Annotated in this window: 10 protein-coding genes; 4 read left to right on the top strand and 6 right to left on the bottom strand. The window is 31.6% G+C overall.

The window, feature by feature from the left end; all coding sequences use genetic code 11:
* Positions 1–78: 78 nt before the first annotated feature.
* From QWY99_RS08110 to tyrS, 5 genes are all read right to left on the bottom strand, one after another.
* Positions 79–1,050, bottom strand: coding sequence for a hypothetical protein (locus QWY99_RS08110; RefSeq protein WP_290263563.1), 972 nt, complete (start codon positions 1,048–1,050; stop codon positions 79–81).
* A complete protein-coding gene (locus tag QWY99_RS08105; protein ID WP_290263562.1) occupies positions 1,040–3,646 on the bottom strand; it encodes a hypothetical protein in 2,607 nt (868 codons plus the stop codon). Before QWY99_RS08105 ends, QWY99_RS08110 begins: the two co-directional genes overlap by 11 nt.
* On the bottom strand, positions 3,643–4,149 hold the full coding sequence (locus QWY99_RS08100; protein ID WP_290263560.1) for a DUF4280 domain-containing protein: 507 nt from the start codon (positions 4,147–4,149) through the stop codon (positions 3,643–3,645). The genes QWY99_RS08105 and QWY99_RS08100 overlap by 4 nt, the downstream gene beginning before the upstream one ends.
* 45 nt (positions 4,150–4,194) lie before the next feature.
* Positions 4,195–5,175 carry a hypothetical protein gene (locus QWY99_RS08095; protein WP_290263559.1) on the bottom strand — a complete coding sequence of 327 codons (981 nt, stop codon included), beginning with the start codon at positions 5,173–5,175 and terminating at the stop codon, positions 4,195–4,197.
* A 1,017-nt stretch (positions 5,176–6,192) separates the two neighbouring features.
* Positions 6,193–7,398 (bottom strand): tyrosine--tRNA ligase, encoded by a 1,206-nt coding sequence (gene tyrS / locus QWY99_RS08090; RefSeq protein WP_290263558.1) that lies wholly within the window; start codon positions 7,396–7,398, stop codon positions 6,193–6,195.
* 466 nt (positions 7,399–7,864) lie between these two features.
* On the opposite strand from tyrS, the gene QWY99_RS08085 reads away from it, so the two are divergent.
* Together QWY99_RS08085 and QWY99_RS08080 are read left to right on the top strand one after the other, a co-directional pair.
* On the top strand, positions 7,865–8,956 hold the full coding sequence (locus QWY99_RS08085) for an alpha/beta hydrolase (RefSeq protein WP_290263557.1): 1,092 nt from the start codon (positions 7,865–7,867) through the stop codon (positions 8,954–8,956).
* 411 nt (positions 8,957–9,367) lie between these two features.
* On the top strand, positions 9,368–11,089 hold the full coding sequence (locus tag QWY99_RS08080; RefSeq protein WP_290263556.1) for an amidohydrolase: 1,722 nt from the start codon (positions 9,368–9,370) through the stop codon (positions 11,087–11,089).
* 565 nt (positions 11,090–11,654) lie between these two features.
* Here the strand turns inward: QWY99_RS08080 and QWY99_RS08075 are convergent.
* Positions 11,655–12,113, bottom strand: coding sequence for an RNA methyltransferase (locus QWY99_RS08075; RefSeq protein ID WP_290265365.1), 459 nt, complete (start codon positions 12,111–12,113; stop codon positions 11,655–11,657).
* 1,052 nt (positions 12,114–13,165) lie between these two features.
* Here QWY99_RS08075 and QWY99_RS08070 point away from each other — a divergent pair.
* A complete protein-coding gene (locus tag QWY99_RS08070; RefSeq protein ID WP_290263554.1) occupies positions 13,166–14,158 on the top strand; it encodes a phage tail-like protein in 993 nt (330 codons plus the stop codon).
* Between the two features lie 72 nt (positions 14,159–14,230).
* Entirely contained in the window at positions 14,231–15,229 is a 999-nt protein-coding gene (locus QWY99_RS08065; protein ID WP_290263553.1) for a phage tail-like protein, read from the top strand.
* Positions 15,230–15,288 lie beyond the last annotated feature (59 nt).

Below are 15,288 nucleotides of genomic sequence, written 5' to 3'. Positions count from 1 at the left end.
CTTGAGATACAAATCATTGTTTTTTTAAAGTACATACTATTTTTTGATTTTGCAGATTAAATTTTTCAATAACTATCATTACCAAACTTTTAATTCATCACTACCCTCTGGCATATATAAAATAACTGGTTTTGTTGCACGATCAATTCCTTTTGGCACTTCATATTTAACAGTGATTATCTCTGTTTTGTCTTTTTTATTACGGAGAATCACTAATCTATTTTTTGCGGAAAAAATTATTTCATAGTTTTCTATAAGACTAACTTTTCTGTTCTTAACGTCTAATCTTGATCTTATTATATCCATGTTTTCATCTTTATCATCTGCAATTAATTCCTCTTTTGTACCATAAAGATGTGAACAAGATTTTAAATCACTATATTCTATTTCTTTTATAAATGCTAATCCATCACCCTCTACCAATAAATCTCGTAATTGATTGTACTTAGCAACGACCATTTTTTCTATATTTGGGATTTTTGATAAGTCATGAGCAGTTTCTAGATCCTCACTAAAATCAAATGGAACATCTGCTTCAAATGGTATTGTAAGTTCAAAATAGGGTAGTTTTTTACTGCCAATACTTTCAGGCAATTGTACATGGGCTAAATTTGCATAGGTATTTACTCCATCATTTTTGTCTTTCGTATATTTTAGTTTGATGTCCAAATCTGCATTGGCAGCTATAAAATCCTCACCCTCTTTAGGATATATCTGTACCGTAATAAACTGTTTTCCCGATTTGGGTATATAATTATTTAAAAACAAAGGCAAACTTCTTCCTCCATTTTCAAAAAAAGTCATCCAATGTGGTATATCATTACAAGAAACCAATACCCTGCAGTTGTTCTTATTTACCTGTAGAATATACAGCGGTTTTTTATCAAATTTTTCTATTTTATCGTACATTTTATACTGATACGCTACAATGTCATCGTGCATTTTATTTCCTGTTTTTAAATTATTATTTAGATCATTTTTTGAATGTTGCGCGCAACTATTCATAAAAAGTAGACTTGCGATGCAAATCATTGTTTTTTTAAAGTACATAGTATTTTTCTGTTTTAAATATATCTGGCTGGTAACGAATAAGGTCAATTTTTTTATTTAATACGTAATTAGAATCCATTTTACCAGGTTTTAAAATCCTTAATTTTCCTACTAATTTTATTGTAATCCCTGTGAAATCGGCACTAAACTGCAGGTACATTCCTTTTTCGTCACGACCGCCTGTGCCTTTACCTACAAAACCACTTTCTGCTTCTGCCGATAGTTGTGCGTTAAAATCTGTCTTACTTATTTCTTCTCCTCCAACTTTGTCTGATTTTGTATAGATTACTTCATCTATTGTTGCTTTAATTTTAAATCCCAACTCAATGCCTATTAGTAATGAAATCTTAGCATCGGTCTTATCGTTAGACGAGTTCATAAAATCAATCGTTTGTCGTAAATCAACTTTTCCCTTTACATAAAGATTAAAGTACAATTCGCTGTCTATTTGTACAGGTGTATTGTCACTTAACCATTGTGCACCAACCTTTACATATCTTAAAGCTACCAATACAGGTTTCACAAATGATATATATTCGGCAGCGGCAACCAAATCGATACCGCCTTTGCCTTGCACTAAGGGTTCAAACCCAAATTGTAAATTTCCTACACAGTTAATTTTTCCTTCTTTTTTATTCGTATCCCAATACCATCCGCCTCCCAAACGTACTGTAGGAAAGCTAAACTCTATAAAAACAGGGAGTTTAGAATCTGTAATATTTTTTCCTTTGCCCATTAGTATGGCTCCTTGTGCGTTACCTTGTGCTGCTTGGTCTCTGTGAGACATTCTATCTAAAGCTTCTTTTACATTACTAATTTTTGATAATATGGTCTTCAATTTATCTTCAATAGCAGTACCATAATCAATTGTATTAGCGCCATTATTGGTAGTGGCTTTTATATGGATCTCCCCATTAAAGTCTTTTCCCATTTTTTTGGCTTCAATTCCCGTTTCCCTAGCTTTTTTTTGATGTAACTCAAATATATTTTTTTGTGTAGGGTTTCCATCTTTATCTGTAACAATAGCATCTCCAAAGGAATCTTTATTACTAGGCATTCTGGTATGGGCATAACTTTCGGAAATTTGAGGTGTTATTAAAACATACGCTTCCCATTTTATATCAGGAACAATTTTTATGTTTAAGTCATGATTGTGCCTACAGGAACTCGCTTTTATAGATAAATTGGGTAATGCCTTTAGTTTGGATTCCGTGAGAAAAAAATATTCAAAAAGGTCAATTTCGTCGTAATTAAAAAAAGAATCAAAATCAATTCTTGTAGGTTGCTCATTGATGAGTGTTACATTATTTGGTAAATTAGTTGTAACAATTGAAAGTTGGCTGTCATGCTTGCTTTTGCCAATCAAATTGCATTCGACAATAGCACTGTTTCTATCTACTTGAATTCTGGTTCGCTTTTTTTCACTACCAGACATTACGGCTACTTCTATAGTAGATAATCCTATTTTTTCTTTATCTTCTGTATATAAATCTGTAATTTGTCCCGTGGCATTAACCATTTCTAAACCTGTGTATTGACAAGGCGTGAAACTTGCTATATTCGTTTTTACTTTACCAACTACTACAGGGTTGTTTGTTAGTTCTGTTACAGTTACGTGCTTTTCACCATTGATCGCCACTTCTAAAAAACAGTCATTAGGGACATTTAAAAATGTTCTTGTTTCTAATGATTTTATAGTGAGGTAAATTTTAAGATTTTTTCCAGCAGTAAACATCCATTTATGGTCCACAAAAACTGGAATTCTTACTTTTTGAACTTGAGCCTCCTCTTTTCCATTTACTTTTATACCACCCGAAATTCCAGTTTTATTTATTTCATTTTCAAGTAATTTATACACTAAAACTTCGCAAGTAAAATTATCCAAATTAGAAATTGGCAATAAATCATCTGGATCTATAACGTCTTTGTCCCATAATGTAACCTCTAAATCGTTTCCATACATATCCATTGTATATATATTTAAAAGTACAGTAGATCCAAAAGCTACTTTTCCTGTTATAGGTTTGCAATCAAGATCTGTCCAGGCAACACGAACGATTTTAGGAGTACCCTTAGCAGTAACAAACAAACCGTTTGGGGAAGTGCCTAATGCAGGATCATTTTTAGTGAAAACTTCGAGCCAAGCAAAACCACCACCAACAAGAATTTCTGGAAACCTAAAGTGCTTTATATGCTCTTTGGGCATTCCTATATCAAAGTCAGAATTATGTTTTATTATTCTGCCATCCATACTATTACCAATTGCCTCCCAGCAACAACTTAAGGTAGAAAGTTCTTCTTCTATTTTTTTATTAAAAGCTTCCTTATCTTTTTCATATTGTGCTTCTTCAGTTTCTCTTCTTTTAAGACTGGCAATATAAATGAATCGATCACCAACATCGGGCATTTTCCAAATTTCATCCTGAGTTAATTTATTAAAGGAAGGCAGTTTTTCTGGAGCTTCTTTATGGAATGTGGATGCGGGAACAATTTCTACTGTAAAAACTTCAGCTTGCGAAAGTGTCAAACATCCCATCTTCGCATCAAATTTTTGATTTTTGATTAGTTTAGGAACAAGATGTAAATTTTTGCTCATGTTTTTGTTTTTAAATTTTCGTTTTCTATCATTAAAATAGCATTGCCTAGCGCGCTAAAATTCATACCGGGCAGGATTTCATTCAATACTTCAGGCTTACTATTTTGGGTATTTTTTTTAGTTACTTCCGAAATTTGACCATGATTTGTTATAGTTATACAATCAGGACCTCCTATTGGGCATGTTGCCTTACTGTCTTCTAACAATACTTTGCCTTTATTGGATAATGTGTGTTTTTTATAAAAACCACTCCATTTTGTAATTGTGGCTTTACAGGGTAAGTAATCTCCATTTCCATTAGGTTGCATTTTGCATTTTCCAAAAGTGTTTTTTTCTAATGTTTGACCAATATCCTTATCTGTTGCAATACGTTTACTTACCGTATCTTTGTCATTTGCATAGTGTTTAGATTGAGTTTTTACTTTTAGTTTATCTTTTTTTGGCTCAACGCTAAACTTACATTGGCATGTTGCTCCTTGAACTACAAAATGTTTTTCGGACATAATAAATTATATAATTAGTTTACTTTTATTTGTGATTCTTGCTGTTTAAAAAAACTTACTCCAGAAGCCAGTCTTCTTCTTTACTGGTTCCTCTTGGTCTATCCAAAAAGAGATATTCTCTTGTCTAGGTTGTGCTGAAGGTCTAAAGGAGCTGTTTTCGGGTACGTGATGGATTTCTATTTGGGTGATTTTTTGCTTGGTATCGCTGATTTTTGTTTGGTATGTTCCTATAATTGAAAAAATACTTTGGTCTTCTCCATATAACTTATATTGCACTTGCATTTCAGATTCTAAAGGAGCCATTTTAATTGCTAACATTTCAGATTTAGGAAAAGTGTATCCGTTAAGAACTTCATTTATTGCTCTTTTATCTATTGATTTACCTTTAACATTTATAAATAGTTTATCGGTTGCTGAGTACTGTTCTTCGATTGTTTGTTGTACTGCATAACTTATCATTTGGTGCCCAAAAACAGGTGATTCCCAAATAAATTCTAATGCTTCATTCTTGGTATATGTAGTATATAGTGGTCTGAAATAAAGATGAAAAAACCAGGTTTTGAAAATTGATTGCCCCAGCAAGGTCATATCGTATAAAGTAACTTCGAATTTATCCAATATCTCTGAGACTATATTTCCTTTGTAATATTCTGATAACTTTTTTTTAATTTCTGGCCATCTTTTTTTAATATCATCATGATTAGTTATTCGCATAATTTTCACATCCTCACTAACTTTTATTCGAATAGGAAAAATAGCTTGTGCACACCTATCAGCAATTTGTTCTATTTTTAAATCTGGTTCGGTATTATCGACATAGACTTGCTTTCTGTCTATTTCAAAAAAAAAGGAATTGTTGTTGTCGTAACTTTGATTGCAAATCATTTCTACTTCATAATGTACAGAGCTTATTAAAGTATCATTTTCAAAATTCTTACAGGTAAAACCATAAATTCTATTTTGCCTAAAAGGGTTGAATTCTAAAGTCAAATTTTTCTCTGAAAACACGTTTTTTAAATCTATCATATTTATTTAATCATTGTTTATTTAGCTGTGATTTAAGCTCACATCGATTTTATAACTGTAAACAAAACATTGATTATTTAAATAACATTATCCAATTAAGAAGTATTTTAACCCATAAATACCTAGTAAATAACCAACAAAAACACACTAAGTAAGATTAGTTGCATTTTCAAATATATGATAAATTTTCTTACAATGATATTTTATACACGCAAAAAAATATTTTTTATAAAGAAATAAAGTTTTAAAAAATGCTACATTAAATCATAAATCTCTTATTTACAATAATTTAACTTTACAGCTTTTAATCAATTTTTTATTTGTAAGATTAGGAATACTTATAAATAAATTTTATTTTTCGCGATAGTCACTATCTTAATCTCAGTTCCGATTTTCTATACTGCATTTTATTAATTGCAAAACAAAAAAAAGAGCTAACCATATCGGTTAGCTCCTTATTATTTTAAAATTAGTCGATTTGTAGCGAAAGAAAAAAGTAAGGTATTATAACTAACATCCTATTTTATCATTAAATCAATAGTAAACATTAAATAAATAATAGACAATTAGAGTCTAAACAAAAACTTTATAGCCATTGTTTTGCATTTGTAACTTCCTTTGTAGGTTCTTTTATTAAGTAGCAAAACACATAAAGAATATGACAAGCAAATAATGCTATTCCAGTCAAAAATAATAAATCGGCAGGAATCATAATACTCAGTAACAATACCTCTAAAATAGTATTTCTAATTATTTGACGAATTGATAACTAACGCGAAAGTATTCCAATAAAAGAATGCTGTTTGGCTTCATTAAATATTGCTCGATGAAAGTAATTCTTATCTATAACCAAGTATTTTTAATTCTGAAAAACTCTATTGGAATATTCTTGTCATGTTGTTGGACTTGAATAATATGCTTTTTTGTCTTCATATCTAAAGGAGAGAATATTTACAATTAATTTGATTTCATGCTATCTTAAATTTTCATCATTCAAAATAGGATAAATAGCACCGATTATCTTAGTTCGTAAAATGCCCTCTTCCCTATCTTAATCTTAGTTCCCATTTTTAATTCAATAATAGTGTAAGGTTCTGTATTCTTAATGTTGTCTATTTGAACGGCACCGCTTTCGATAAGACGTCTTATTGCCGATTTTGAGAGTCCTTCCTTCAAATGTAAACATAAATCAATCAAACCAATCTTTCCATTTTCAGTCTGCACCGAAGAAAGTAGTACGGCTTCAAAATTCTTTTCCTCAAAGTTTTTATTTTGGAATTGCTTGGTAAAAAAAACTTCTGCTTTTTGAGCTTCCGCTTCATTATGGTATTGCGTAATGATGTTTTTAGCGATGCTTTTTTTTATGTTCATCGGATTTTCTCCGCCTTCTAATCTTTGTTTTACTTCCTGTTTTTCTTCAATGGAAAAATCGGTTGCCAAATCCAAAAACTCCTCAATCAGACTATCGGGAATAGACATTGTTTTTCCGAACATTTCGTTAGGTTCATCTGTCAATCCGATAATATTATTTAATGATTTACTCATCTTCTCTTTCCCGTCTAATCCTCTAAGTAATGGCATGCACATTACTATTTGTGGACTCATCTCAAAAGTTTCCTGTAACTGTCGTCCCATTGTGCAATTAAAAAGTTGATCGGTACCTCCCATTTCAATATCAGCCTTGATCTTTACAGAGTCAAATGCCTGCAATATCGGGTAAACTAATTCATGCATCGCTATTGGTGTGTTGTCTGTAAAACGCTTGTTGAAATCGTTTCTGTGCATGAGCTGGGCTACGGTAACTTTCGACAATAACTGAACTACTTCCGAAAATGGTAACTCATCTAACCATTCTGAATTATAGACAATATCTGCTTTTGTTACGTCTATTATCTGTGATAACTGACTGATATATGTTGTCGCGTTATGCTGAACATCTTCTATAGATAACGGTTTTCTACTCTTATTTTTCCCTGTTGGATCACCAATTCTAGCGGTAAAGCTTCCTACCAAAATTACAATTTGATGTGCCAAATCCTGAAATTCTTTCAATTTTTTCAGCACTACAGCGTGTCCCAAATGCAAATCAGGCGCCGTGGGATCAAAACCGAGTTTAATAATCAGTTTTCTATTTTCTTTTTTTACTTGTGCTAACTTTTCTTCCAATCCATTTTCTGGAAGAATAATTGCTACATTTTCTTTTAAATTCTTGATTGTTTGCATATTATTTAAAATAAAAAAGCCCGAGCTTACGCTCGGGCTTTGGGGTATTTATAAAATCCTTTACTTATTGATTCAACTTGACAAAATCACATACCTATCCGAGCAACTATTATATATTTTATAATAAGTGCTGAAAAAAGGAAGACGTAATATTTGATTTAAAAATTTCATTTCGGAGACAAAGATACTTTTTTTTATAATGACTAACATTTTTTTTAAACAATAGTACCAATGCCATTATTAATATCTAGCTTAATCAAGGCCTTGAACTCAATACAAAAGCGTTATTAAACATCCCATTTTCATTTGAAACCAAAATTAATTACTCAGTATTCCTCTGGTTTACAATATAATTCAACATATAACTTTATTTTATTATCGAAATAATTCAGCTACTTTTGAAGGGACTAAACTATTTTTTCATAAACGGATGCAAGTAGCAATTTAACTAAACCCTAAAAAACCAATGAAACAATTCCTTTTATTTATTCTAATAATCTCTTTTTTATTTTCAAATACTTGTGACGCACAAAAACAAAGTCAGTCATCAAATGAACAAATTGATACCGAATTTTTTATTCCAATAGAAAAAACAAACCTTTATACAAGAGTAATTGGTAATCCTGACAAGCCCATAATCATAACATTACACGGTGGCCCAGGTGCTTTTAATGTTGACCATGAATTTTTTAGAGACGTATTTGAAAAAGATTATTTGGTTGTTTATTTTGACCAAAGAGGAAGTGGTAAATCAGATGAATGGAAAGACAAAACGATGCTTACAACAGAACAATTTGTTAAAGATTTAGATCTTGTTGTGGATTATATAAAAGATAAATACCCGAATAAAAAAATAAACCTTTTGGGCTCTTCTTGGGGTGGTACATTTGGTTTCTTGTATTTGATAAAACATCAAGAAAAAATCAATTCATTTATTAGTAATTCAGGTACAGCAAACATTCAAAACAATAACTTTGCTTTAATCAATCATGAAAAAAAGTTGGCAAATAATCTTATCAAGAAAACTAATGACCCGAACAAAATAATCAGATATAAAGACATTTTAAAAAAGTTAGACGTTATAGAAAAAAGTGGTTTTAAAGATTTCTTTGCTGACATGGACACAATAAGATATAATTTCCCAAAAGACTTGGGTTTTGATGTCTATTGGGCACAACCTGAAAAGAAAGTAAAAATTGACGAACTATTGAAAAATCCTGATTTCTATACCAGAAATAAATATACTCCCGAACTTTTAGAAAAAGTAATGGGACGATTTGAATATATCAACGGAGTATTCCATGGCCAAGAAGCATATAATAATCTTAATATTTTAAATGAAATTGCTATTATCAAAACGCCAATCTTAATCATTCAAGGAGAATTCGACTATGCAATAGGTATTGAATCTGGTAGAATGATTTATAAAGCGCTTAAAAATGTTCCTAAGAAAAATAAAGAACTTGTTTACATAAAGAATACTTCACACAACATACCATCCGAAGCTCCTGAAGAATTATACAAATCATTTACCTCATTTTTTAAAAAATACAACTAAAAAATGACCAACAACTGCTAAGGCTTCGTTGTATCTAAAAGGCACAAAAACGAAGCCACGGTTGACTGAAAACAACTAGAAATAAGTACGGAACTGAGACTTCAAATTTATTAAACATAAATCCTTATTCTTAACTTAATAGAACTACCACCTTTTTAAATATCCATACTGTTTTTTACTCTTTTATTTTCATCCTAATCTTAAGTAGAACACTATCTTAAGAAAACACTTCTATTCTTAAAGATTAAAATATAGTATCTTACAAAAAACATTTGTATCTTAGTGGAATACAACCACATAAAATTTATACTATTCTAAATTTAGTATAAAAAATTGCCATTTCACAAAACTAAAAAGTGTTTTTGGCATTGTTAAGTAATCTTATTTAATAAATTAAAACTGATGACTAAAATGACAAAAACATCACTCCTTATTCTATCCTTGATACTATTAATTAGTTGTGGAAAAAAAGAAAACAAGAATTTAAGCGATCAACAAACTTCTGAAACTAAATTGTACTATAATGGACACATTATAACTATGGAAACTGACGAAGCTAATTATGCTGAAGCAGTAGTAGAGCAAAATGGAAAAATTGTCTTTGTTGGTACTCTTAAAGAAGCAGAAAAATCATTTCCAGAAAGTAACAAAGTAGATTTAGATGGCAAAACTTTGCTACCTGGATTTATAGATCCTCACAGTCATTTTGGGATGGTTTCAAATACTATGGGCCAAGTTGATTTAAATCCTCCTCCAGTTGGTACTATTTCGAGTATCCCAAAGATGTTAGAAGCATTAAAAAAATATAAAGCAGATAACAAAATAAAAGATGGCGAATGGGTTTTTGGATGGGGATATGACGAAAGCCAATTGGCTGAAAAGCGACACCCAAACAAAACGGAGTTAGATGCTATTTTTCCTAAAAACCCTGTTTATCTACAGCATACCAGCGGACATATGGGAGTTGCTAATTCTTTGGGACTAAAAGAAATGAATGTAACTAAAGACACTCCAAACCCTGCAGGGGGAAATATAGGTCGTTTCCCAAATTCAAAAGAACCAAACGGATTGGTACAGGAAACTGCCATGTATCCTTTTGTGAGCAATTTGCTTAAAATACTTAGTACTAAACAAGCCGAATTTTTTGATAAGACTCAAAATTATTACGCAGAAAATGGCCTTACGACTGCACAAGATGGAATGACAGACCGCAATACAATAGATTTTTTCAAAAAACAAGCAGCTGATGGTAAACTAAAAATTGATTTAATTTCATTGGCAGGATACACCGATTTAGATAAAAATGTAGCCGATACTTCTATTCATTTTAAACAGTACAAGAATAAATTTAAGGTACAAGGAACAAAAATTGTTGCAGATGGCTCTCCACAAGGAAAAACAGCCTATTTTACAAAACCATTTTTAACTCCTGTTCCAGACTGTGCACATGACTGTAGAGGTCTTCCTAGTCTGTCACAAGATGCATTGAACAAAATCTTTAAAACTGCTTACGCTAATGACAATCAGATTTTTATTCATTGTAATGGCGACGCTACTATTGATATGCTTATTAAAGCACACGAATATGCTTGTAAAGAGTTAAAACAACCATTGGATAAAGACCGAAGAACTATAGCTATTCATTCTCAATTTGTTCGTCCTGACCAATTAGAAATCTATAAAAAATATAAAATTGAACCTTCTTTTTTTACTAATCATGCCTATTTTTGGGGAGATGTACACGTAGAGAATTTAGGAAAAGATAGAGCGTTTTTCTTAAGTCCGATAGCTACAGCTGCTAAAATGGGATTGAAATACACAAACCATTCTGATGCTACAGTAACACCTATCAATCCTTTATTTACTGTTTGGACAGCTGTAAATCGTACTTCTAGAACTGATAAAGTAATTGGTGAAGCCGAAAGAGCAACTCCTTATCAAGCTTTACAAGCCATTACCATAAATGCTGCTTACGAGTATTTTGATGAAAATTTGAAAGGCTCTCTTAAAAATGGAAAATTGGCAGATTTTGTAATTTTAGACAAAAATCCACTTACAGTAAATCCAACTGAATTAAAAGATATTAAGGTATTAGAAACCATCAAAGAAGGGAAAACTATATTCAAAAAGTAAACTGTAAACTGTAAACTGTAAACTGTAAACTGTAAACTGTAAACTGTAAACTGTAAACTGTAAACTGTAAACTGTAAACTGTAAACTGTAAACTGTAAACTGTAAACTGTAAACTGTAAACTGTAAACTGTAAACTGTAAACTGTAAACTGTAAACTGTAAACTGTAAACTGTAAACTGTAAACTGTAAACTGTAAACTGTAAACTGTAAACTGTAAACTGTAAACTGTAAACTGTAAACTGTAAACTGTAAACTGTAAACTGTAAACTGTAAACTGTAAACTGTAAACTGTAAACTGTAAACTGTAAACTGTAAACTGTAAACTGTAAACTGTAAACTGTAAACTGTAAACTGTAAACTGTAAACTGTAAACTGTAAACTGTAAACTGTAAACTGTAAACTGTAAACTGTAAACTGTAAACTGTAAACTGTAAACTGTAAACTGTAAACTGTAAACTGTAAACTGTAAACTGTAAACTGTAAACTGTAAACTGTAAACTGTAAAAAGCCTTTAAAAATAGATTTTTAAAGGCTTTTTTATTTCATATTTGAAATGAACTTTTGTTTAAGAGCGTGGTTTAGACAAGTTCCGGTCATACATAATAATAGTTCCTGCCACGGCCACGTTTAAGCTTTTCTCTGATTTAAATTTAACTAGATTATGGCATTTATCCATTACCTTTCTTGATAAGCCATGATCTTCTGCTCCTAATAAATAAACGCAACGTCTTGGGTGTTCAAAAGTTTCTAAATCGGATGCTTTATCGTCTAATTCGACTCCGACCAATCGCGCTCCTTTAGGCAAGTTTTCAAAGAAAGCTTCAAAAGTATCATAATGAAAATAAGGTATTGCTTTTACTGCATCATGAGTATCACTAGCTTGTTTGGCATATCTATTACCTATTGTAAATATAAAAGTAGCCCCTAAGTTTTGAGCAGATCGCCACAAAACACCTAAATTCTCAGGCGTTTTTCCGTTTTGAATTCCTATCCCAAAATATTCATTTATAAAGTTATCATTCATACTTGCAAAAGTACAAACTGAAAGTGTATAAATCAATTTTTTATTATGTTGAGCAAAAATCCCTCCATTTAAACATTACTAAATAAACAATGAATAAATATCAAAATTTGAAACTCATTTCTTTTTATTCAGGTAAATAAACAATATGATTTAGTTGAACTAATTAAACAATTTAACTAACCAAAACTAAGAGTAAAAAATTTAATGAGTTAATGAGGTATTTGTTTATTTATCCTACCTGAAATAAAATTTTCTATCAGTATGTATCAAGGAGTATTGAAGATTCATAGTTATTTGAAAAAAAAATATTCTTAAACATATAATCTAAAATACTACTTAAAAAAAGTGCTCTATTCAAGAATATTTCTCATGGTCTGAGCTTACTATTATAAACTCAATTAGTAAGAAATGTTAACATTAACATAAAATTAACACTTGTTAAATTATCGAGAACACATAAATAACTTATCTTTAGATAATTAACCATTAATCTCCACTTTATAAAATTAAGTATAATACGCAGTAAGTTCTAAGTCCCAAATACGTTCAAAATTCATATTATAAATTGATTTTAAAAATTATAAACTTAAAATCAGCAGTTAAAGCTTTCTCGAAATACCACTTTTTAATACAAAAGAAAGTTATATCATATTTATTCTGTGAACATGTTAAAATAAAAATCATACCATTTTTTTTGTAGTGCAAATCTTTTCTAAAATAGATTATGCCTAAAGCCCCTACTTTAACTTAAAAAACCTACTATGGCAAAATGTTACTCTTTATTATCCAAAATTCCATTTATCAAAATTTGGTTAATTCCCCAACCAACTTGAGTCTCTAGTAGCTAATCTTCTTTTAAGATAGGCTTGCTATTGCATTGCCGTATCAAAAAATCAGCAAAAATCATATCGATATTAACAACTAGGATAATTTCCTACAGGGTTTTCTATGTCGAAAAAAATCACCTCACAAATAGAGACTTATTTTTTTTTGTAATTAAAAATCAAGCTGTTATAAACATAAAAGTAAAACCAATTATAATCTACATGTAAATGAAAAAACAATACACTTTAGTCATTATGCTATGGATGCTCACATTTTCTGCAATAGCACAGGTAAAAGTTGGTGATAATCCTAATACAATCAATTCCAATTCACTTATGGAATTGGAAAGTACTTCAAAAGGAATGCTACTACCTCGTGTTACATTAACCAGTACTAGTTCATTCGCTCCACTTACCCTACATGCACAAGGGATGACGGTTTACAACACAGCTACTGCTGGTTCTGGAACTACAGCTGTAAGTCCTGGCTATTATTATAATGACGGAACGCAATGGGTACGTATTTTGAATTTAGCTAATATTAAGGCATTGGAACCTTGGTACGATGGTGCAACCAATACTCCCGCTACTACAAATGCACAAAACATATATCACGATGGAGATGTCGGTATAGCTCTTAACTCAGGAACTACCTTTACGCCATCGGCTACCTTAGACGTTAATGGAACTTCACGAATACGAAGTCTTCCTACTGGTGCGGTCTCCGATTTATTATTAAGCGCAGACGCTAACGGTAATTTACGAACCATTGCAGCATCAAAATCTAGTGTATGTGTAATTGGAGTATTGGCAGGTATAAGCACTACACGTGGAGCTGCAGGAAATTCCTATACTTTTACAAATGGTACAGTAGTACTTAATACAATAGAAAATGCCAGCTTTACTGGGTCGACAATTACTTTACCATCTGGAAATTATAACATCAGACTTGTTTATGAAGGTACTGTATCGGGATCGGGGACTTTAATAAGTAGTTATTTTTTTAATTTTCCTAAAAGTGGTGGAACTACACAAAGAATCTATTCCAACACTCCCACCACATTAATGTCTCATGGAGGCACAATCTCCTATAATACAACGCTAGATGCTACTGCTACGTTTCCTTTTGCTATTGGCTGGGGACTAGCTGGAAATGTCCCTACAGGAGCTCCCGTTACTTTTTCTAAAGGAGTACAACTCTATATTGAACGTCTATTCTAGCACTATTAAATCTTTTGTTTTTCAACCAAAATATATAACACACGACCTACCTTATTCCTAAACTATATTATTATGAAAAAAAAATTAATGTTACTTATAGCAGTTTTGATGCTTTCTTTTTATATGACAGCTCAAGTCAAAGTAGGTGCAAATCCTACTACAATAAATACTAATTCTGTACTAGAACTAGAGAGTACAACAAAAGGATTACTATTGCCTCGTGTAACATTGTCAAGTACTAGTTCTTTTAGTCCATTGACAGCTCACGTCGCTGGTATGTCTGTATACAATACTGCTACTGCTGGGGCTGGTATAACTGGAGTTACACCGGGTTATTACTATAATGACGGAACACAATGGGTACCGATGTTAAACCAATCAATAGCAACTGCAACAGAACCTTGGTACGATGCAGCAACTAATACACCAGCAACTACTAATGCTCAGAATATATATCATGCAGGAAATGTTGGAGTAGGACTTACTTCAACAACTACATTTGTTCCTTCGGCTACATTAGATATTAATGGTAATGCAAGAGTGCGTTCTTTACCCACTGGCGCCAATACCGATTTGTTGGTATCTGCTGATACTAATGGTAATTTAAGAACTTTAGCAGTTGCAAAACCGAGTGTACTCGTTATTGGACTTACCGGTTCTATAACTGTCCCTAGAGGTGGAAATGGAGGAAGCTATAATTTCCCAAATGGTGCTGTACTGGTAAATACAATATTAGGTAGCACATTCACTCCTTCAACCTCAAGTATTACATTACCAGCAGGTACTTATACTATTACATTAGTATATGAAGCTTCAATACCTAATTCAACCGCCCAATTCGTAAATAGTTATTTCTATGATTTCCCAGCAACTTCAGGTTCACAAAGGATTCATAACAACTCTCCAACTTTCAGTCAAGTGCATGGTGGCTCCATAAATTATACTACTACTCTCAATGCAACTAGATCCTTTAATTTTAATATCGGATGGGGACAAGGAGGAAACGTAACTGTAGGTACATCTGTTCTCTTTTCACAAGGGGTACAACTTTATATTCAACGCTTATTATAATGTTGCAAAATGCGCTGTTGTTAACACAACAGCTAGTTGCATTAAAGCTAAATCTCCCT

Source organism: Flavobacterium branchiarum, from assembly GCF_030409845.1.
GTDB lineage: Bacteria > Bacteroidota > Bacteroidia > Flavobacteriales > Flavobacteriaceae > Flavobacterium > Flavobacterium branchiarum.
This window is presented reverse-complemented; position numbering and strand designations above follow the sequence as displayed.